The 21,077-nt window shown below is 63.2% G+C and carries 20 protein-coding genes; 12 read left to right on the forward strand and 8 right to left on the reverse strand.

The window, feature by feature from the left end; all coding sequences use genetic code 11:
* Positions 1 to 16 precede the first annotated feature (16 nt).
* Positions 17 to 2,200, forward strand: coding sequence for a heavy metal translocating P-type ATPase (locus tag BEP01S_RS06650; protein WP_062241634.1), 2,184 nt, complete (start codon positions 17 to 19; stop codon positions 2,198 to 2,200).
* 109 nt (positions 2,201 to 2,309) lie between these two features.
* Here the strand turns inward: BEP01S_RS06650 and BEP01S_RS06655 are convergent, their stop codons facing one another.
* Complete coding sequence (locus tag BEP01S_RS06655; RefSeq protein WP_062241636.1) at positions 2,310 to 3,269, reverse strand: VOC family protein; 960 nt, start codon at positions 3,267 to 3,269, stop codon at positions 2,310 to 2,312.
* Between the two features lie 162 nt (positions 3,270 to 3,431).
* Here BEP01S_RS06655 and BEP01S_RS06660 point away from each other — a divergent pair, with 162 nt between their 5' ends.
* The 10 genes from BEP01S_RS06660 (at position 3,432) to BEP01S_RS06705 (ending at position 14,161) form a co-directional block, all read left to right on the forward strand.
* Complete coding sequence (locus BEP01S_RS06660; RefSeq protein ID WP_062241638.1) at positions 3,432 to 4,226, forward strand: IclR family transcriptional regulator; 795 nt, start codon at positions 3,432 to 3,434, stop codon at positions 4,224 to 4,226.
* Positions 4,227 to 4,503: 277 nt separating this feature from the next.
* Positions 4,504 to 5,772, forward strand: coding sequence for a cytochrome P450 (locus BEP01S_RS06665; protein ID WP_062241641.1), 1,269 nt, complete (start codon positions 4,504 to 4,506; stop codon positions 5,770 to 5,772).
* Positions 5,773 to 5,783: 11 nt separating this feature from the next.
* Entirely contained in the window at positions 5,784 to 6,881 is a 1,098-nt protein-coding gene (locus BEP01S_RS06670; RefSeq protein ID WP_062241643.1) for a PEP/pyruvate-binding domain-containing protein, read from the forward strand.
* A gap of 70 nt (positions 6,882 to 6,951) precedes the next feature.
* Complete coding sequence (locus BEP01S_RS06675) at positions 6,952 to 8,832, forward strand: PEP-utilizing enzyme (RefSeq protein ID WP_244882126.1); 1,881 nt, start codon at positions 6,952 to 6,954, stop codon at positions 8,830 to 8,832.
* A gap of 3 nt (positions 8,833 to 8,835) precedes the next feature.
* Positions 8,836 to 9,582 (forward strand): SDR family NAD(P)-dependent oxidoreductase, encoded by a 747-nt coding sequence (locus BEP01S_RS06680; RefSeq protein WP_062241646.1) that lies wholly within the window; start codon positions 8,836 to 8,838, stop codon positions 9,580 to 9,582.
* A 65-nt stretch (positions 9,583 to 9,647) separates the two neighbouring features.
* Complete coding sequence (locus tag BEP01S_RS06685; protein ID WP_039207242.1) at positions 9,648 to 9,968, forward strand: 2Fe-2S iron-sulfur cluster-binding protein; 321 nt, start codon at positions 9,648 to 9,650, stop codon at positions 9,966 to 9,968.
* Between the two features lies 1 nt (position 9,969).
* Positions 9,970 to 11,286 (forward strand): NAD(P)/FAD-dependent oxidoreductase, encoded by a 1,317-nt coding sequence (locus tag BEP01S_RS06690; RefSeq protein WP_062241648.1) that lies wholly within the window; start codon positions 9,970 to 9,972, stop codon positions 11,284 to 11,286.
* A complete protein-coding gene (locus BEP01S_RS06695) occupies positions 11,283 to 12,044 on the forward strand; it encodes an HD domain-containing protein (RefSeq protein WP_062241650.1) in 762 nt (253 codons plus the stop codon). Before BEP01S_RS06690 ends, BEP01S_RS06695 begins: the two co-directional genes overlap by 4 nt.
* On the forward strand, positions 12,041 to 13,558 hold the full coding sequence (locus tag BEP01S_RS06700; RefSeq protein WP_062241652.1) for an aldehyde dehydrogenase family protein: 1,518 nt from the start codon (positions 12,041 to 12,043) through the stop codon (positions 13,556 to 13,558). Before BEP01S_RS06695 ends, BEP01S_RS06700 begins: the two co-directional genes overlap by 4 nt.
* Before the next feature lie 93 nt (positions 13,559 to 13,651).
* Positions 13,652 to 14,161: a hypothetical protein gene (locus BEP01S_RS06705; RefSeq protein ID WP_062241653.1), complete on the forward strand. Its 510-nt coding sequence runs from the start codon at positions 13,652 to 13,654 to the stop codon at positions 14,159 to 14,161.
* A gap of 28 nt (positions 14,162 to 14,189) precedes the next feature.
* Here BEP01S_RS06705 and BEP01S_RS06710 read toward each other — a convergent pair whose 3' ends face one another.
* From BEP01S_RS06710 to BEP01S_RS06740, 7 genes are all read right to left on the reverse strand, one after another.
* On the reverse strand, positions 14,190 to 14,540 hold the full coding sequence (locus BEP01S_RS06710; protein WP_244882127.1) for a PH domain-containing protein: 351 nt from the start codon (positions 14,538 to 14,540) through the stop codon (positions 14,190 to 14,192).
* A gap of 134 nt (positions 14,541 to 14,674) precedes the next feature.
* Complete coding sequence (gene rraA / locus BEP01S_RS06715; RefSeq protein WP_062241659.1) at positions 14,675 to 15,142, reverse strand: ribonuclease E activity regulator RraA; 468 nt, start codon at positions 15,140 to 15,142, stop codon at positions 14,675 to 14,677.
* 38 nt (positions 15,143 to 15,180) lie between these two features.
* A complete protein-coding gene (locus tag BEP01S_RS06720; RefSeq protein ID WP_062241661.1) occupies positions 15,181 to 16,203 on the reverse strand; it encodes a D-cysteine desulfhydrase family protein in 1,023 nt (340 codons plus the stop codon).
* 83 nt (positions 16,204 to 16,286) lie between these two features.
* On the reverse strand, positions 16,287 to 16,727 hold the full coding sequence (locus BEP01S_RS06725; protein WP_039207251.1) for a hypothetical protein: 441 nt from the start codon (positions 16,725 to 16,727) through the stop codon (positions 16,287 to 16,289).
* Between the two features lie 202 nt (positions 16,728 to 16,929).
* Positions 16,930 to 18,249, reverse strand: a complete 1,320-nt coding sequence (locus BEP01S_RS06730; protein WP_083532596.1) for a dicarboxylate/amino acid:cation symporter — start codon at positions 18,247 to 18,249, stop codon at positions 16,930 to 16,932.
* 180 nt (positions 18,250 to 18,429) lie between these two features.
* On the reverse strand, positions 18,430 to 18,702 hold the full coding sequence (locus tag BEP01S_RS06735; protein WP_062241663.1) for a hypothetical protein: 273 nt from the start codon (positions 18,700 to 18,702) through the stop codon (positions 18,430 to 18,432).
* Between the two features lie 112 nt (positions 18,703 to 18,814).
* Positions 18,815 to 19,042 carry a hypothetical protein gene (locus BEP01S_RS06740; protein ID WP_062241665.1) on the reverse strand — a complete coding sequence of 76 codons (228 nt, stop codon included), beginning with the start codon at positions 19,040 to 19,042 and terminating at the stop codon, positions 18,815 to 18,817.
* Between the two features lie 205 nt (positions 19,043 to 19,247).
* Here BEP01S_RS06740 and BEP01S_RS06745 point away from each other — a divergent pair, with 205 nt between their 5' ends.
* The gene (locus tag BEP01S_RS06745; protein WP_062241725.1) at positions 19,248 to 21,074 is read left to right on the forward strand and encodes an acyl-CoA dehydrogenase; all 1,827 of its coding nucleotides are present in this window, start codon (positions 19,248 to 19,250) and stop codon (positions 21,072 to 21,074) included.
* Positions 21,075 to 21,077 lie beyond the last annotated feature (3 nt).

The raw sequence follows: 21,077 nt of genomic DNA on the forward strand, positions 1-21,077 counted from the left end.
GGTATATGTTGGAGATATGGACAAACAGCAGAATCATCAGCATCACGGAATGCAGCCTGCTGAAACGGGCCATTCCGCACACACCGAGACCATGGATCACTCCGATCCCGCTCATCACGACCACGGCGGTCATGGCGGGCACACCGGTCACGAGGGGCATGCTGGTCATTCGGGCCACATGGGACATGCCGGCCACGGCGATCACGTCGCGCAGTTCCGGCGACTGTTCTGGATCATGCTCGTCATCGCCGTACCCGTCGTCGCCTTCAGCCCGATGTTCGGCCACCTCGTCGGATACGAGGTTCCCGAAACGGGCATCCTCGGCGCGCTTCGCTGGCTCTCGCCGATCCTCGGCACTGTCATGTACGTCTGGGGCGGCAAGCCCTTCCTGACCGGCGGTCTCGACGAGATCAAGGGCCGCAGCCCGGGCATGATGCTGCTCATCGCATTGGCGATCACAGTCGCCTTCATCTCCTCTTGGGGTTCGTCGCTGGGTCTGCTCGACCCGCAGCTCGACTTCTGGTGGGAGCTGGCGCTGCTGGTCGTGATCATGCTCGCCGGGCACTGGATGGAGATGCGCTCGCTGGCGCAGACCACGTCGGCGCTGGACAGTCTCGCCGCGCTGCTGCCGGATGAAGCCGAGAAGATCGTCGACGGGGAGACCGTGAGTGTCGCACCGGACGAACTCGTCGTCGGTGACATCGTCCTCGTTCGCCCAGGCTCTTCGGTTCCCGCCGACGGCCGGATCGTCGACGGCTCGGCCCATATGGACGAATCCATGGTCACCGGCGAGTCCGCCACGGTCCGACGAGGCGAAGGCGAATCCGTTGTAGCCGGCACCGTTGCCACCGACTCCGGCCTCCGCATCGAGATCACCGCGATCGGTGACGACACGACCCTGGCCGGAATCCAGAAGCTGGTCTCCGATGCCCAGAACTCGTCGTCGCGGGCCCAGCGCATCGCTGATAAAGCCTCGGCTTGGCTGTTCTGGTTTGCTCTCGGCTCAGCCGTGATCACCGCGGCCGTCTGGTCGCTCATCGGAATGCCGGACTCGGCGGTCGTGCGCACGATCACAGTACTCGTCATCGCCTGTCCTCACGCTTTGGGACTGGCTATTCCGCTGGTCGTCTCGATTGCCACCGAGCGGGCCGCCCGCGCCGGCGTCCTCGTCAAAGATCGGCTCGCGCTCGAAACGATGCGCACGGTCGATTCCGTGCTCTTCGACAAGACCGGAACCCTGACGAAGGGTGAGCCGACGGTCACCGGCATCGAGGTGGTCCCGAGTTCCGGTGCCACGCGGACCGAGGACGAAGTGCTGGGTCTTGCTGCCGCTGCAGAAGCTGACAGCGAACACCCGCTGGCCACCGCCATCGTCAAGGCCGCGGCTGAGCGGGGGATCGAGGTGCCGACGGCAGCAGACTTCTCTTCGTCACCTGCGGTCGGAGTCAAGGCCACCGTCTCAGGGCAGGCGGTCGAGGTCGGCGGCCCCAGGCTGCTCGAGGCATACGACGCCCCCGAAGCAGAGGCCGCGGAGACCTGGCGCGCCGAAGGCGCCATCATCCTCCACGTGCTCGTCGACGGATCGGTGGTCGGTGCCCTGCGTCTGGCCGACGAGATCCGGCCGGAGTCCCGCGACGCCGTCGATGCGCTCCACGCCATCGGTGCGCAGGTCGTGATGATCACCGGAGACGCCGAGGCGGTCGCGCAGTCCGTGGCCACTGAGCTCGGCATCGACCGTGTCTACGCCGGAGTCCACCCCGCTGACAAGGCGGCGAAGGTCTCCGAACTGCAGGGTGAAGGCCGCCGCGTCGCGATGGTCGGTGACGGTGTCAATGATGCTCCCGCATTGGCGCAGGCCGATGTCGGCATCGCCATCGGGGCCGGAACCGACGTGGCAATCGGCTCGGCCGGAGTCATTCTCGCCTCCGACGATCCGCGGTCAGTCCTCTCGATCGTCGAGCTGTCTCGGGCAACTTACCGGAAGATGAAGCAGAACCTGTGGTGGGCCGCCGGATACAACCTGCTGTCGGTGCCGCTGGCGGCAGGAATCCTCGCCCCCATCGGTTTCGTTCTGCCGATGAGCGTGGGCGCGATCCTGATGTCGATCTCGACGATCGTCGTCGCCCTCAACGCCCAGCTGCTGCGCCGACTCGACCTGGACCCACAGGCGGCTGTCGAGCGAGTGCTCTCCAAGAGCTGATCGCAGCGGAGACGACTGAGGCGGGTGATGCCATTGAGCATCACCCGCCTCAGTTCATTCTGGACGGTGGAAATGTCCGCACCGGTGGAGAATCAGTGCCGGCGGAGAGTCAGCGCGCCAGAGTCTCGTCGATGGAACTGGTTCCGGTGGCCAGCGTGACCTGTGTGCCCCACGGATCGACAACGTGGACGGAGCGTCCGTCATCGGCGAAGTCGAGGTTGTGTGCACGTAGACGAGCGACGAGGGCATCGAGGTCCTCGCGACCGGGAACGGTGATCGCAACGTCTCCGAGGCCGAGGCTCGCCGCCCGCGGTCCTGCGCCACGGCTGTTCCAGGTGTTCATGGCGACGTGATGGTGGTATCCGCCGGCCGCAGCGAAGAGGACACCGGGCATCGACGACAGCGAGGGCCCGAACCCGAGTGCGTCGACGTAGAATTCGCGGGCCTGCTGGATGTTGCCGACCTGCAGGTGGACGTGGCCGACGATGCCGGGCTCAGCGACAGTGTTCGCGAGGACGTCCTGATTGAGGTGGCGTTCGAGGAAACGGTTCGGGTCGAGGTAGAGCGAGTCCATCTGGACCTCACCGTCGAGAGAGTGCGTCCATTCCGAACGGGCGCGGTCGACGTAGAGTTCGATGCCGTTGCCTTCGGGATCGGTGAAGTAGAAGGCCTGGCTGACCAGGTGGTCGCTGGAGCCGACGAAGGTGCTGTTCGTGTTCTGCGCGGCGTGAGCGACCGTGGCTGCCAGGGCTTCCTTGGTGTCGAACAGGAAAGCCGTGTGGAACAGGCCGGCCTGCTTGGGATCGACGCCGGGAAGGCCAGGGGTGGCCACGAGCTTGACCAGGGGAGTGGTGCCGCGGCCGAGCACACGGTGGACCTCGCCATCGCGGGCGGTCTCCTCGAGGGGTTCCATCGCCAGGGCGTTCGAGTAGTAGTTCGACATCTTCTCGAGATCACCGACTCGCAGGGTCACTGCGTCCATGCCGGTGGCCGCGCTGAGTCGCTTCTCATCGACGGCGGTCGTCTGCGGGGCGATGGAGGCCGGTGCCTGGGTGGGGGTGGTGGTCATGCTGTTCTCCTGAGCGGATGGGCTGTTGATTCCAGTGTAGATCAAGTTAGTTTAACGTTCAACTATACTGATGTGGGATATATTCCCGACCCGCGCCGAGGCGGCCCGCCGTAAGCGTTCATCGACGTTGGCGTCGTTGACAGATCCGATAGATTCTCCGTCATGGAGCACAATCAGCGCCCGGAGGTGCCGAAGGCCGGCCGCACCGTCACTCACAAGGTCCTCAGCCTGCTGACGACCTTCGAAGAGCCGCGCCGCAGCTTCACATTGACCGAACTCGCCGAGGCGGCGCAGATTCCCCTGAGCACCGCGCACCGACTGGTCAACGAGCTCGTCGACTGGGAGTTTCTCTCCCGCACTCCGCAGGGTCGGTATCAGCTGGGCCTGCGACTGTGGGAGATGGGGCAGAACGTCGGCAGGCAGCTGCGAGAGACGGCTCGACCATTCATCCAGGACCTCTACTCATTCACGGGCGAGACTTCTCAACTCGCCATCCGCGACGGCCGTGAGGTGCTCTACATCGACCGTGTCTACGGAACCGAGAGGGTCCCACGGGCCTCGCGGGTCGGCGGACGACTGCCGATGCATTCGACTGCGGTCGGAAAGGTGCTGCTCGCCTTCGAAGAAGACTGGCTCTCCGAGGCCTACTTGCGGCAGCCGCTCGACCAAGTAGCGCCTCGGACGGTGACGAATCCCGGGCTGCTTGCCGAGCAGCTCGAGCAGATCCGGATCGAAGGGTTCTCTGTGACCAACGAAGAGCAGCGACCCGGTGCCTGCTCGATCGCGGTCCCCGTCTTCCATACCGGTCGCATCGGTTCGAGCATCGGCCTCGTCGTCGCCTCCGAAAAGGCCAGTACGCTGACGCACCATCTGGCGACGCTCAAGGGAGTCAGTGAGCGCATCGAGGCGGCCACCGCGAGGATCCCCCTCGAGACGCTGCTGGGCTCTCACCGCTGAGGGTGCTGATCGGCAAGCCATATTGTTGGCCCCCGGGGCTCAGCCAGTAGCTTCGCCGAGGTTGCGCTCGCAATCGGCCACATGGGCTTCGCAGACTTTTCGTTAACCCCAAGGTAGGCCGCTGACCTCGTCAAAAGGGCAGTCGCTGCTGCGCTGGGTGGAAAACTCGGCGCTTCCAACTCGCTTCCGTTGAATGGAAGCCGAGCCATCGAGAATCTCGTTCGTGCCTGTAGGGTGATCATCACTGTCAGCAGTGACCCGCATCACAGGAGATGGAATGACTTTGCAATCCGCAGCAGAGACCGGCAAGTGCCCCTACAGCGGCGCGGCTGAAGGCTCTCACCACGGGTACGAACCTTTCGACATGAAGAACCCTTTCCCGGCCTATGCCGAGATGCGCAAGGAAGAACCCGTGATGTTCGATGAGCGAGTCGGCTACTGGGTCGTGACACGCTACGACGACATCAAAGCGGTCTTCGAAGACTGGGAGACCTTCTCCTCGGAGAACGCGCAGGCCCCGGTGCGCAAACGCGGACCGCAGGCCACGAAGATCATGAAAGACGGAGGCTTCACCGCCTACTCCGGGCTCTCGGCACGCATCCCGCCGGAGCACACCCGCATTCGTGAGATCGTGCAGAAGGCATTCACGCCGCGACGCTTCAAGAAGCTCGAACCAGAGATCCGCGACAACGTCGTCAGCCGCATCGAAACGATGCTTGCGCGTCCTGACAAAGACGGTGAGATAATCCGCGATCTCGCCTATGACATCCCGACCATCACCATCCTCACGCTCATCGGTGCCGATATCGACAAGGTCGATACCTACAAACGCTGGTCCGACTCCCGCGCCGCCATGACGTGGGGAGATCTGTCGGACGAGGAGCAGATCCCACACGCCCACAACCTCGTCGAGTATTGGCAGGAATGTCTGAGCATCGTCGCCGACGCCCATGAGAACGGCGGAGATTCGATGACCGCCGACCTGGTCACAGCGCAGTCCGAAGGCGCGGAGATCAGCGACCATGAGATCGCGTCCGTCCTCTACTCGCTCCTCTTCGCCGGCCATGAGACGACGACAACGCTGATCGGCAACACCCTGCGAGTGCTGTTGGCCCATCCAGATCAATGGCAGGCGCTCATCGACGATGAGAAGAAGATCCCCAAAGCGGTCGACGAGGTCCTCAGGTACTCCGGTTCGATCGTCGGCTGGCGCCGCAAAGCGCTGAAGGACGCCGAGGTGGGAGGCGTGAAGATCGCCGAGGGCGACGAACTGCTGCTGCTCATGGGCTCAGCCAACCGTGACGAGTCCCGCTTCGACGGCGGAGAGGACTTCGACATCGACCGACCCAACGCCCGTGAACATCTGTCCTTCGGATTCGGCATCCACTACTGCCTGGGCAATATGCTCGCGAAGCTGCAGGCGAAGATCTGCCTGCAGGAGATCACCCGCCTGGCACCGAATCTCAAGCTCGTCGACGGTGAGAACATCGACTTCCGGGAGAACCTCTCGTTCCGCGTGCCCAAGACCGTCCCGGTGACCTGGTGAAGGAGAAGTCCATGAGTTTCGTACAATCATTCGACTCCACGTCCGAACCCCGCCTGGAAGACCTCGGCGGCAAGGGTGCCTCGCTGGTGACCATGACGCAGGCAGGAATGCCCGTGCCACCCGGATTCGTCGTCACAACCGAATCTTTCGACTCCTTCGTCTCCGAATCCGGCATCGCCGAGGAGATCGTCACCGAACTCGGAGCTCTCAATCCCGATGACGTAACTGAGGTCGACGAGATCTCCGCTCGCATCCGCCGTCGGCTCACCGACTCCGAGGTGCCCGAAGCTGTTCGGAGCGCCACGAAGACCGCTTACGACGAGCTCGTTGCCGCCTGCGGGGGAGAAGTACCCATGGCTGTGCGGTCCTCGGCCACGGCAGAAGACCTGCCCGACGCCAGTTTTGCCGGCCAGCAGGACACCTACCTGTGGCTGAGCGGATACGCAGCGGTGACCGAACACATCCGCCGGTGCTGGGCTTCCCTCTACACGTCCCGAGCCATCATCTACCGGCTGAAGAACAACATTCCCGATGAGGGCCTGTCGATGGCCGTCGTCGTGCAGAAGATGGTGAATGCGAAGACCGCTGGAGTGGCGATCACGATGAACCCCGCCAACGGCGACCGGTCGAAGATCGCCATCGACGCGTCTTGGGGCGTCGGAGAGACCGTCGTCTCCGGTCTCGTCACTCCCGACAACATTCTGCTGGACAAGATCACCCTCCAGGTCGTCAACGAACATATCGGAGAGAAGCACATCGAACTCGTCCCCGCCGACGGGGAGCTCGCCGAACGCGAGGTGCCGGTCGAACGCGCCGAAGTCCGGTGCCTCTCTGATGAGGAGCTCACCGAAGTGGCGACCCTGGCCAAGCGGGCGGAGAAGCACTACAAATGCCCGCAGGACATCGAATGGGCACTTGATCGGGACCTGCCGGAGGGTGAGAACCTGCTCCTGCTGCAGTCCCGGCCGGAGACGGTCCATTCCTCTGCAGAGAAGAAGAGCGAGAAAGAACCCGCGGCCGCGACGAAGCCGGCTGCGCCTGCTGCAGCCTCGACCGGCGGAATCGACCTCGGATCGATCACTGCCTCCCTGATGAAGAAGAGCGGCTGAACCCTGCCGCAGCGAACCTCACTTACGACCGAACTCACGAACCACCGATGCAATGGAGCAGACAATGTCAATGAAGTCGTTTCCCCGTCCCTCCGATCTTCCCGTCCCAGCCGGCGCCGAAGGCTGGGAGAGGATCTACCCCTACTACCTCGTATTCCAGGACAGCCTGAAGGAGATAGAGGACGAGAAGTTCTGGTTCTGCGATTCGCAGCACTGGCCGACCGTGTTCAAGCCGTTCGAGACCATCGGCGGAGAGTTCGCCGTCAAGTGCCTCGGCCAATACAACGCCCGTCACCTGATGATCCCCAATGCCAACGGCATCGACTTCCGCATCCACCAGGGCTACCTCTACATGTCGCCCATCCCCGTGCCCGAAAACCAGATCGAGGCTCGGCTGCCGGAGTTCCAAGCCCGCATCGGCCACTACTTCGCCAACTGGGAACCGCTCCTGGAACAGTGGAAGACGAAGGTCCGCGGAACCATCGACGAGATCGAGGCGCTCGACTTCTCGAAGCTTCCCGATATGGTCCCCATGGATGACATCCTCTCCGGCAAGGCCAAGGACGGATCCGAGCGACTGCTCGAGAACTTCGACCGACTCATCCAGCTCGCCTACCAGAACTGGCAGTACCACTTCGAATTCCTCAACCTCGGCTACATCGCCTATCTCGACTTCTTCAACTACTGCAAGGAGATCTTCCCCGACATCCCCGACCAGTCGATCGCAACGATGGTCCAGGGCGTGGACATGGAGCTCTTCCGCCCCGACGACGAACTCAAACAGCTGGCAACCACAGCCGTCGAACTCGGCCTGCAGGCTGCATTCGACAACACCGACGACGCCGAGGCGACGCTGCGGGCCATCGCCGCAGCCGATGGCGGCACCGCCTGGCTGGCCCAGTGGGAGAAAGCTCAGGACCCTTGGTTCAACTTCACCACCGGCAACGGCTTCTACGCCCACGACGAGTACTGGAAAGAGAACTTCTCGATCCCGCTCGGCTTCATCGCCGACTACATTCGCCGCCTCGACGAGGGGCAGACCATCATGCGTCCGACCGAAGCACTCATCGAAGAGAAGGAACGCATCGTCTCCGAGTATCGCGATCTCCTCGATGACGAGCAGGGGGCGACCTTCGAAGCCAAACGACACTTGGCCGCCACCGCCTACCCGTACGTGGAGAACCACAACTTCTACATCGAGCACTGGACGATGGGAGTGTTCTGGCGCAAGGTCCGCGAACTCGCCGCCACCCTCGTCGAACACGGAGTCTTCGCCGAAACAGGCGACTTCCTCTACCTCAACCGCAACGAAGTCCGGGACGTCCTCTTCGACCTCGTCACCGCGTGGGGAGTGGGCGCCCCACAGGGTCCGATCGCCCCGGCCTACTGGCCGCCGATCCTCGAAGAGCGCAAGAAGATCGTCGCAGCACTCAAGACCGCTCGTCCGCAGCCAGCACTGAACACCCCGCCGGAGGCCATCACCGAACCGTTCACCCGAATGCTGTGGGGAATCACCACCGAACAGGTCCAGTCCTGGCTCGAAGCCGACTCCGACAACGTCACCGGCCTGCGCGGAATGGCCGCCTCACCCGGAGTCGTCGAAGGAGTGGCCCGAGTCGTCATGGACGCGTCACAGATCCACGAGATCGAACAGGACGAGATCCTCGTCGCCCCGGTCACCGCACCCAGCTGGGGACCGATCTTCGGCAAACTCAAGGCCACCGTCACCGACATCGGCGGAATGATGAGCCACGCCGCCATCGTCTGCCGTGAGTACGCACTGCCGGCCGTGACAGGCACGGGCAACGCGTCGACGACGATCCGGACGGGTCAGCGACTGCGCGTGGACGGAACCCGCGGCACCGTGGAGATCCTCGACCTCGAAGACTCCGTCCCCGAAGTCAGCGGTCCCGGCGCCCACAGCCATGCCCACGCCACGGCAGCGAGCTGAACGATGGCTGATCCACGCACCGTGCTCATCACCGGCGCCGCCGGAGGACTGGGACGCGCCTTCGCCGAAGGGTTCGCTGCGGCCGGTGACCGAGTGGTCGTCGCCGACATCAACCTCGCTGGTGCGGAGGAGACAGCCACGGCCCTGCGCGCCGCCTCGGGGGAGGCCCTGGCCTGCGAAGTCGACGTCACCGACCGTGACTCGACGGTGAAACTCGCCGAGGCGGCTGCGGACTTCGGCGGCGGCAGCATCGACGTCGTCGTCAACAATGCCGCGATCTACGCCGGGATCACCCGGTCTCCCTTCGAGGACATCGCCGAGGACGAGTGGGACCTCGTGATGGGTGTCAACCTCAAGGGACCCTGGCAGGTGACACGGGCAGTCAGCCCCCACATGCCGGCAGGAGGACGAGTCGTCAACCTGTCCTCGGCCACGGTGATGTCCGGGTCCACCCAGTGGGCGCACTATGTCGCGTCCAAAGGTGGGGTCATCGCACTCACCAGGGTGCTGGCGAAGGAACTGGGCACCAGGGACATCACGGTCAACGCGATCGCTCCCGGGTTCACGCTCACCGAGGCCAGCTACGAGCTCATGGACGATGCAGCGACCTACGGAGTCGACCGCGGCGCCATCCGCCGTGCCAGCCAACCCGACGACATCGTCGGCGCCACGATGTTCCTTGCCTCACCCGACGCCGGATACATCACCGGCCAGACACTCGTCGTCGATGGCGGCCGACAGTTCATCTGAATACTGACGCACTCAACGACACAGCAACCACAGACCACCAGCACCACTGTAGGAAAGGGAATGACATGCCGACCGTACATTTCACCGATTCCGAAGGCACCACCCGCGACATCGACGCCAAAGTCGGCGACTCCGTGATGGAGACCGCTGTGCGCAACGGAGTGCCAGGCATCGTCGCCGAATGCGGCGGGTCCCTCTCATGCGCCACCTGTCACGTCTTCGTCGCCGAATCCGACCTCGACGGGCTCGACCCGATGTCGGAGATGGAAGACGAGATGCTGTGGGGCACAACCGAGGACCGGGAAGACAACTCCCGCCTGTCCTGCCAGCTCAAGATCACAGATGACACCGACCTGCACGTGACCACTCCGGAAACCCAGGTGTGACATGACGACGACAACGCAGACGAGACCGGCCGACGCACAGGATCGACCGGCTCGCACACAGACCGGGATGCTCATCATCGGAGCCTCCCAGGCCGGAGTGCAGCTGGCGATCTCACTGCGGGGGACCGGATTCACCGAATCGATCACCCTCCTCGGCGAGGAGGACCACCGTCCCTACCAGCGCCCGGCCCTGTCGAAGGAGTTCCTGCAGGGCACGGTCGACAAAGAGAACCTCATCTTCCGCAGCGCCGAATACTGGGACGAGCACGACATCGAACTCGTCAAGAACTCGCGCATCGAGAAGATCGCGAAGAACCCGGACGGCTCCGGAGTCGCCATCGCCACCGACGGTGAGGAATACCCCTTCGCCCGATTGGCATTGGCCGTAGGGGCGCGGGCCAGACCCCTCGAGGTTCCCGGCTCCGATCTGTCAGGAGTGACCTATCTGCGCAGCGCCGATGACGCGCTGTCGCTGAAGGGCAGCCTCGACGACTTCACCGACGTCGTCGTCATCGGCGGCGGATTCATCGGTCTCGAAGTCGCTTGCTCCCTGCACGGAATGGGCAAGAACGCCACCGTGCTCGAGCACGGCCCCCGACTCATCGGGCGCGCCGTCGGAGAAGAGACCTCCGAGTACTTCTACCAGGCGCACCGGGACCGTGAACTCGACATCATCCTCAACTCCCGGGTCGAAACACTGATCGACGACGGCAGCGGACGTGTGTCCGGAGTGGCACTGGCAGACGGGACCGTGGTGCCGGCCCAGCTGGTCATCGTCGGTATCGGCGTCATCCCGAACACCGGACTGGCCGAGCAGATGGGCCTGGAGACCGACAACGGGATCGTCGTCGACCGCTATGCGCTCGCCTCCGATGGCACCACCATCGCCGTGGGAGACGTGGCGAACATGCCCAACCCGCTGCCGGACGCGCCGGAGGGGGAGCGGATCCGCCTCGAGAGCGTGAATAACGCGATCGAACATGCGAAGGTCGCCGCCTATTCGGTCTCGGGCCGACGTGAGGAATATGCCGGCATTCCCTGGTTCTGGTCGAACCAGGCTGATATGAAGCTGCAGATCGCCGGACTGTCGATGGGCTTCGACTCCACCGTGGTTCGTCGCGACGACGAGAAGGGCAAGTTCAGCGTCCTGTACTACCGCGAGGGGCAGATCATCGCAGCCGACTGCGTCAATGCTCCCCTGGACTTCATGGCCGTGCGCACTGCTCTGGCGAAGAACCAGCAGATACCTGCCGACCAGGCCGGCGATATGAACGTCATGCTCAAGTCCATCGCCGTTGACCGAGAGGATTCCCGATGAACACCCGTACCGAGAGCAGCAGCCGCGAGCAGGACTATCCGAGCTGGGCGGCAGCGGAGTCCGGTGACACCGCCGACGACCCTCGAGCCGTCCGTTTCGCCACCGACTTTCCCGTCCGCCCTATCCCGATGGAAGGGACGGTCGACACACAGCCGATCTGTTCGACTCCGAGCAGTGGATTCGAGGCGCTGTGGAAGCAGATCGAACCCGAGACGCGCACCCGCGGCAACGACGTGCACCTGCCGATCTCGGCCGCCTATGCCGAGCGACTCTGCGACGCCTATCCCTCGGCCGACCGTGAGCTCGTGCTCGTGACGATCATCCTCCACGACACCGGCTGGGCACATGTCGACGAATCCCGAATCATCTCAGAAGGCTTCGGCGGTGACTGGCGCAAAGCCACGATCCGGTTCGAACACGAACGGGAAGGCTGCCTCGTCGCACGCCGGGTCCTGCCGGGCCTCGGCTATTCCGAGGACTTCGTCGAACGCGTCTGCGAGATCATCGACGGCCACGACACCCGTCCGGTCGCCTTCAGCCTCGAGGACGCCCTGGTCCGTGACGCCGACCGTCAGTGGCGCTTCGACCGGGCCGGAATCGCCCTGTCCGCGTCGTGGTTCGACATGGACATGGCCACCTACACCGACCGGCTTGAGAGGGAGATCATCCCTGAACTCATCACCGAAGCAGCAGTGACCATGGCCGAAGCAGACCTGCGCCGTCAGCGGGACCTGCTGCGCACCGAGGTCATCCGATGAGCACCGTCGACACCGTCTCTCCGACACTGACCCGAGCCGGCCTGCGCCGAGACCTGCCGTACAGCCACGTCGATGACCATTTCATCGACGGCGTCTGGACGCCCGCCGCCGATTCCGAACGCAACCCGGTCATCGATCCGGCGACGGACGAAGTGTGGGGCTCTGTGCCGGCAGCCACCTCGGCGGAACTCGATCGCGCCGTGACCGCAGCCCAGGCATCGATGAACGAATGGGCGAGCCTGACCGCGGCCGAGCGGGCGGAATATCTGGTGCGGATCGCCGAGGAGATCGAAGCGCGAAGCGAAGACCTGGCACGGACGAACACCCTGGAGAACGGCACCCCGATCTCCGAGACCCGGGGAGCGGCGGCGAATGCGGCTGGAATCTTCCGCCACTTCGCCACCTTGTCTGCGTGGATCGACGATGAGGACATTCGTGACTTCCCTGCCGCCGTCGACTCCTATTCGGTGGTGCGCAAGGACCCGATCGGAGTCTGCGCACTGATCGCACCGTGGAACTTCCCGATCAACCTCGTCGTCGTCAAGCTCGCTCCCGCGCTTCTGGCCGGGTGCGCCGTAGTCATCAAACCCGCGTCGGTGACTCCATTGTCCATTCGCTTCATCATCGATGCCGTCGCCGCCGCCGGAGTGCCCGCCGGCGTGGTCAACCTGCTCACCGGTCCCGGACGATTCGGCGATGCCCTCGTCCGCCACCCGGGAATCAGCAAGGTGGCGTTCACCGGTTCGACCCCGGTGGGCCGGCGCATCGCCGCTGCCTGTGGCGAACTGCTGCGCCCGGTGACGCTGGAGCTCGGCGGCAAATCCTCGGCGATCGTGCTGCCCGATGCCGATCTGGAGGCGATGGGGCGGGTGCTCGTGCGATCGTGCATGCGCAACACCGGACAGACCTGCTATATCTCCACCCGGATCATCGCACCGGCTTCCCGGTACGACGAGGTCGCTGAGGTGGTGGGACGGACGATCGCCGAGGGGCGGCAAGGGGATCCGCTTGCCGAAGACACAGTGTTCGGGCCTGTGGCATCACGGTCCCAGTACACGACCGTCATGGAATACATCGCCTCCGCTCACGAGGAGGGCGCTCTTCCCGTCACCGGGGGAGCTGCAGCAGAAGTCGACATCGACGGAAAGGCCGGGATGTTCATCCAACCGACGGTCTTCGCCGAGGTGACCCCGCAGATGCGCATCGCGCGGGAGGAGATCTTCGGCCCCGTGATCTCGATCCTGCGCTACGACGATTCGCAGGGCTCCGACGAAGCCGTTTCCCTGGCCAACAACACTGAGTTCGGACTCGGCGGCATCGTCGTCGGCGGCGACGCAGAGGCCGCTCAGGCAGTAGCCGAACAGGTCGATTCAGGATCGGTGGGAGTGAACTTCTTCGGTTCGAATCATTCGGCACCCTTCGGCGGGCGTCATGACTCCGGCCTCGGCGTCGAATACGGCGTCGAAGGGCTCAGTCAGTACATCACGTACAAATCGATCCACCGGAAGCGGTGAGACCGAGCACGGTGCGACTGTGCCTTGTGCGACCAGACTCGGTGCGACCTAGGCGATGCGGTACCAGCACGCGTCCGCCGATAGGCTGGTGCCATGAGGTTCGATTCGAAGTCCGCCCCTGCTCTCGCCGGGCTCCTGACCGCCGCACTCATCGCCCTCAGCGGCTGCGGTTCCGATTCCGGCTCAACATCGGAACCCGAATCGGCACCGACGGCGACACTGGAGGTCGCAGCGCAGGGCTTCGATTCCCTCGAGGAGCTCTCGGATTATGTGGCGCAGTCCTTGGACGGTGTCGAGGTGAGTCTCGAATCAGAGACGAACCCCGACTTCAACCAGGAGACTGAACCCGAACGCCTCCATGTCGACTTCACCTCAGACGAAAACGAGGCCAAGGACTTGGAAGCCACAGCATTCATCGTCCAGGCGACCTCACAGGCGGCCTTCGACTATGACATCCTCATGGTCACCGGAGTCGTGTCAGCAGGGGAGTGGTCGTACCTCTACGACCGGTCGACCGTCGAGGACCTCACTGCTGACCGTCATATCGCCGTCGCTGACATTTGGGACTCGGCCGAGCAGAGCTTCGACACCATCCACCTCTGAGCCGTTCAGGCGCGTTCGGATTCGTGCTTCAACCGATGACGACTTGGGCAATCAGCCGATCGAGTTTACGGACGTCGAGCCCCTTGGCAACCTTGATCTTGAGGTGGCCAGCTCGGGTCCAGAGCTCGAGCTCCTCGTTGAAATCGAAGGTCCCACTGTTCTCACTGGACCACATGTTGATCGACGAGTAGGGGATCGAATACATTTCGATCTTTTTGCCCCGGATGCCCTGCGCGTCCCTGATGATCAACCGTTTGTTGGTGAACACGGCCGAATCACGGATCGTTTTGAAGGCGGTTACGGGAGTTTCACCGGGCACCAGAATGTCGCCGAGATCATCGGGGATCGGGCATTCTGACGTAAATGTCCATGCGGCCATGGCCTGTAGCTCTGAGGTCATAAAAGGAAACTACAGCTATACTGCACGATTGCGCAAACTGCTACACAATGACCGTATCCAAGCCGGCTCCACCGTCAACATTCGGTGACGGGAGAAAGAGAACTTCTGCTGCTCTATTTCTCGATGGCGACACCGTCGGCGTCGGCGAAGACCATCGCTCCGGGGCGGATCGTCGCCCCGCCGATCTCCACGGTCACGTCGATCTCACCGGCTCCGTCCTTCGCGCTCTTGCGCGGATTGCTCGCCAGAGCCTTGATGCCGAACTCCATCTCGGCCAGTGCCTCACGGTCGCGGACGGCGCCGTTGATGACGACACCGTTCCAGCCATTGCGGACCCCCGCCTCGGCGATCATGTCTCCCATAAGGGCAGTGGCGATCGAACCATCACCATCGATGACGAGCACAGCGCCGTCGCCGGGCTGATTGAGGGTCTGCTTGACCAGTCCGTTGTCCTGGAAGCAGCGGATCGTGCGGGCCGGTCCGGAGAACGAGGTCTTGGCTCCGAAATCGCCGAAGTTCAGGGCGATCGAATAAAGCTCCTCGCCGCGTTCGTCCCACAGGTCTGCTGTCGAAACTGTCATCTGTCTGCCTTTCGTTGGTGATGGGTGTTGGGAGGTGCTCAGGCGAACGCTTGGGTGCGCGCGAAAAGTCCGGGGACTCCGCCGGAGTGGATGAAGACGACCGTGTCCTCGGAAGTGAAACGGCCGGATCTGATGAGGTCGATGAGACCGGCTGCGGCCTTACCGGTATAGACGGGGTCGAGGAGGATTCCCTCGGTGCGAGCGAAGAGACGGACAGCCTCGACCATCTCGGGGGTCGGCAGAGCATATCCGGTCCCGAAATAGTCACCGAGTCCCGTCGTGGCATCGCGGGGGACAGGTGGCAGGTCGAGGAACCGTGCCGTGGCATCGACGAGGTCGACGATCTTCGGTTCCTGATCCGCCTGTGTCCTGCTGACATTGATGCCGATGACCGGAATGTTGCTTCCTGCACTGTGGAGTCCGACGACGAGCCCGGCCTGCATTCCGGCTGAGCCGCTGGGAGTGACGATCGTGGGTGAGTCCACCCCTGCCTCGGCGAATTGGTCGAGCATCTCAACGGCACAGTCGACGTAGCCGAGCGCACCGATCGGATTCGACCCGCCCACCGGGATGACATAGGGCTTCCTGCCCTCTGCACGCAGCTTGTCGGCCAGAATCTCAGCCTCGCCGAGGAGGTCGGCGCCGTGGCCGAGCACCGTGACCGAATTCGCGCCGAGGAGGTCGAAGAGCAGGAAATTGCCCGTGTACTCCGGCGGATTCGACCCTGCCGGACCGAGGGCGGTGCCTTCGGGTCCGAGATCCTCTTCGACGATGAGGTGGCAGTCGAGGCCTTCGACGCGGGCGGCGGACAAGGTCAGTCGGCAGTGGTTGGACTGGACCCCGCCGACGGTGATGAGCGCGTCCGCCCCCTGGCTCAGGGCATCGGCGATGAGGTACTCGAGCTTGCGCGTCTTGTTCCCGCCCTGAGTCAGCCCCAGCTGGTCATCGCGTTTGATCCAGATCTGCGGCCCGCCGAGTTCGGCGGACAAGCACTGCAGATGTTCGAGCGGGGTAGCGCCATCGGTGTAGCTGCGGCGCGGGACTTCATTCAGGGCGACCATGATTCCCGAGTCTACCGAGCCGGTCGGCCGCGCTGACAAGACGCCGGGCAGAATTCGGACAATGGTGTGACAGTGGGTCGTTTTCAGTCCATGAACTCGATCTCACGGACGGCGTCGCCGCCCTTGTCCACGGCGATCGAGTTTCTCACCGTCAGGTTCATGACTTCTTGGGTCTCCAAGTTTGTGTAGGACACCCAGGTGATGCCCTTGCCGGAATCGGCTGACGTGCGGTGCCAGCGTTCGGCGTGCTTGTCGTGGCGCTCGGTGAGGGCAGCCACGACGTTGCGTGTGGCGAGGTGGTCCATGACCTGGCCCTCACCGTTTCCGTAGGCGCTGACCAGTTTGTCCGCGTATTCGACAGCACTGGTCGGATATCCCGAACTCTGGGGCGCCTGAGTGGCAGCGGGCGCGGATGACGTATCGGTGGAGGCCGAAACCGGACCGGCTGCGAGTCCCAGAGAAGCGAGACCGGCGATCACGGCGGTCCCCCACGCGCCGGCGTGGCTGCGGAAGGTGGTGGGCATGGTGACTTCTCCTCTTCCAGATCAGGGTCACTGCTGGAATTGAGTATCGTCAGCCCAGGTGAGAACCGAATCCGGAAGTCTGAGCAGAAGCTGAGACGCTACGTCGCAAATGCGGAAGTCCTATTGCGTTCCTATGACATCTCCGAGACATTGAGTTAGAAGGTGCCTTGTCGTAATCCGTGAGTTCGGAAGTGTGACAGATTTACGGGGCTTCCGGAATCGAATCGTGATCGACTTCGTCGGTCTTGTCCATCCAGTCCTTGCCGTCGAGGATGCGGGCGACCATCATCGAGCTCGCCTGGTCGCCGACCGCATTGACGGTGGTGGCCGGAGGATCGATGACGGTCCCGATGATCTGGATGATCGGCAGCGCCGCCGCGGGGAATCCGTAGAGGGTGATGATCATGAGCTCGCCGATGAAACCGCCGGAGGGGATGCCCGCCATGACCATTCCGGCCAGCAGCGCCACGGCGATGGCGATGAGGATGTTCTCCAGGGTGAAGAAGTCGCGCTGGAACACTGCGAAGAGGAAGGCGATCTTGAGGATCGCAGACAGGCTCGAGCCCTCCATATGGATCGTGGCGCCGATCGGCACGATGGTCTCCCGGATATCGCGGGGGACTCCGATCTTCTCTCCCGCACGCAGGTTCGCGGGGATCGCCGCCACCGAGGAGGACGTACCCAAAGAGATCGCGGTGGGTTCGAGGATGTTGCTCCAGAACCGAGAGACGCCTCGGCGGCCGCCAGCGAGGAAGGAGTAGAAGGTGAAAGCGAGGATGAAGTAGGCGATCGCCACCGGGTAGTAGACGAGGAAGGCTCGAACATAGTCCCCGACGAGCTGGGAGCCGAGGTCACCGATGAGGGCGGCGAAGTAGGCGCCGAGACCGATCGGTGCGTAGTACATGACGATCGAGGTGAACTTGAGGAACACCTCGGTGCCGGAATTGAGGAACTTGGCGAACGGCTTGCCCGCGTCGCCGATCCTGCTGGTGGCGAAGCCGACGATGACGGCGAAGACAATGAGAGCGAGCATGTGCTCGGCGGACAGGATCTTCGAGAAGTCGTCGACGACGACGGTCTGGACGAGCTGATCACCGATTGACCCGACCTCCTCGACGTTCTCCGGCTCCTGCATCTCCACTTGGACTCCGTCGGTGGCGTTGAAGATGCGCAGAGCAGCGACCATGACAATGGAGGCGATGATGCCGGTGACGGCGAAGACGCCGAGCATGCTGCCCATGATCTTGCCCAGTCGTGCGGCCGAGGACATCCCCGCGACCGCGGAGGAGATGGAGAAGAACACGAGCGGCACGACGAGCGTGAACATCATGTTGATGAACAGAGTGCCGAACGGCTTGATGACGGTGGCGCGTTCACCGAAGACGAGGCCGATGATCGCGCCGACGACGACGCCGGTGAGGATGAAGAGCGGGAAGCGATAGTTGCGCAGGATCCGGAGGAATCCCGATGGCTGTGTCTTCGTGTCGGAGGACTGCGCAGGCGAGGCAGTGGGGGAGGACATAGGCTCTGCCTTTCAGATCAGCATCATTGTTCCGCCGACTGTGCGGCGTGTGGTCATGGCCTTGGCGATCCTACCTGGGGCACAGCGAAACCCGGCACGCGGATGGCCGCGTACCGGGTCTCTCACTACTGTTGAATGTCCGAACTGCCGAGTCTGTGAACCCGCAGTTCGGAAGGGCTTCTACGACTCTTCGCTGTCGGACTTCTGTGGGACAGCTGACTCATCGATCGCTTCATGCGAACCGTCGGCATTGCGGTACAGAGTCACACCGTCTTCGTGAGCCGCCTGCTGGAGTTCTTCTTCGGAGATCTCTTCGACGAATCCGGCCGTGGCGCCATAGGCGACATCGGGCCCACTGGCCTTCGACGCGAACTCGTCGAGCTTGTCGTTGATCTTGTCGATCTTCGTCTGTGGATCGGTTTGATTGTCTTGTGGGCCAGTCTGATCGGTCATCCGTCAACACCTCACCTATTCGAAGACGTTGTACCTCTGACCACAGCTGTTTTCATGGATTCGTCCAGGGGTGCCTCCCAAGTAAGCGTCGAGCCGAACTCTGAATCGACGCTCAGTCCTCGTAGCTCGAGTGGGATTCGTCGACGGCGAGATGTGAGCCGTCGGGATTGCGATAGAGCTTCACTCCTTCGTGCTCAGCTGTGGCTTGCAGCCGTTCCTCGGAGCTGTCTTCGCGGTAGCCGACTTTCTGTCCTTGGCCGATGTTGGCGCTCTTGAACGCCTTCGAGATCTGCTCGATCATGTCGGCCAGCTTCGACGATCGATTCATTTCTGCGGTCATGATCCTTCGCCCCATTCCCACGCAGATTGTAGAGAGAATTATAGTCCTCCCGAGTGGGGAATCCCAGGGGTGAGGAGCGCCTGGCGGACCTCGCGGCTGTCCAATCGGCGAACTTTCTGCAGCGCGAGGGAGCAAACGACTTTACTTAACGAACGATTAGCCATAGCTTGGACTAGTGACTGAAAAGAGCAAAGGCAATGGCGTCTTGACGACTGCGACAGAATCCATCCTCTCCGCCGAGGACATCGACTTCCAACTCTATGACTGGCTCAAGGTCGACGAACTCTGTCAGCGGCCTCGCTTCTCCGACCATTCGCGTGAGGTCTTCGACTCCGTGCTCGAAGCCAGCGAGGAACTGGCGAAAGAACGTTTCGCCACTCACGCGCGCAAGTCCGACCTCAACGAGCCGACATTCGACGGCACGGCGGTGACGCTGATCCCCGAGATCAAGTCTGCGCTCGACCAGTTCGCCGGAATCGGCCTGCTGTCGGCGACGATGGATGAGAGCGTCGGCGGCATTCAGCTGCCGCAGACGGTCGCGAAGGCCTGTTTCGCCTGGTTCCAGGCGGCCAATATCGGCACCGCCAGCTATCCGATGCTGACTATGGGCAACGCCAATCTGCTGCTCGAATACGGCACCGAGGAACAGATCGAGAAGTACGTGCTGCCCGAACTCGACGGCCGCTTCTTCGGCACCATGTGCCTGTCCGAGCCCGATGTTGGCTCCTCTTTGGGCGACGTCACGACGAAAGCTGTTCCGGACCCCGACGGCGGGGACGACGCCTTCCGCATCCATGGAACGAAGATGTGGATCTCCGGTGGCGATCACGAGCTCTCGGAGAACATCGTCCACCTCGTCCTGGCACGTGCCGACGGCGACCAGCCGGGAGTCAAGGGTCTCAGCCTGTTCCTCGTGCCGAAGTACCTCGTCAACGACGATGGCAGCCTCGGTGAGCGCAATGATGTCGTCCTCTCTGGGCTCAACCACAAGATGGGATGGCGGGGAACGACGAACACGCTGCTCAACTTCGGTGAGGGTGCGCACACTCCGGCGGGCTCCGCGGGTGCGGTCGGCTTCCTCGTGGGAGAGCGGGGCCAGGGGCTGGCCTGCATGTTCCACATGATGAATGAGGCTCGCATCGGGGTCGGCGCCGGTGCCGTGGGGCTCGGCTACCACGGGTACCTCGATGCCCTCCGTTATGCTCGCGACCGGCGTCAGGGTCGGCCCGACGGCGCCAAGGGATCTGATGGTCCGCCGGTCCCGATCGTCGAGCACTCCGATGTCCGGCGCATGCTGCTGTCGTCGAAGAGCTATGTCGAGGGCGGACTCGGACTCATCCTCTATGCCGCGCGTCTGCTCGACGAATCCGAGACCGCAGATAACGAGGCGGAGCGTGAGCGCGCCGCACTGCTGCTCGATGTGCTCACTCCGATCGTCAAGACCTGGCCGAGCGTGTGGTGTCTGAAGGCCAACGATCACGCTATCCAGGTGCTCGGCGGTGCTGGGTACACTCGCGATCACGATGTCGAGCAGCTCTATCGCGACAATCGACTCAACCCGATCCACGAGGGCACGCACGGCATTCAGGCTAAGGATCTCCTCGGCCGCAAGGTCATTATGAAAGGTGCGGCCGGACTGCAGGTGCTGCTGGAGCAGATGCGAGAGACCCTCGCCGAGGCGGCCGACCGTTCCGATTGGACCGCCGAAACCGCTGCCCTGGAGTCAGCCATGGATCGCATCGAATCCGTGACCACCGCAGTGTGGGCGAGCGGAGATCCTACGGTGGCTCTCGACAATGCTTGGACCTATCTCGAAGCGGTCGGACACACAGTGATGGCGTGGCTGTGGCTGCAGCAGGGGATGGCTGCCGGAGCGACCGCCGGTGAACGCGGCGATTCGGCGTTCCTCAAGGGAAAGATCGCGGCGGCACGGTACTTCTTCGCTCACGAACTGCCGCAGACCGGGCCGTGGTTCGACCTCGTCGAAAGCAGGGCGACGACGTTCGCCGACCTCGACGACACCTGGCTGTGAACG

Source organism: Brevibacterium epidermidis NBRC 14811 (assembly GCF_001570805.1).
GTDB lineage: Bacteria > Actinomycetota > Actinomycetes > Actinomycetales > Brevibacteriaceae > Brevibacterium > Brevibacterium epidermidis.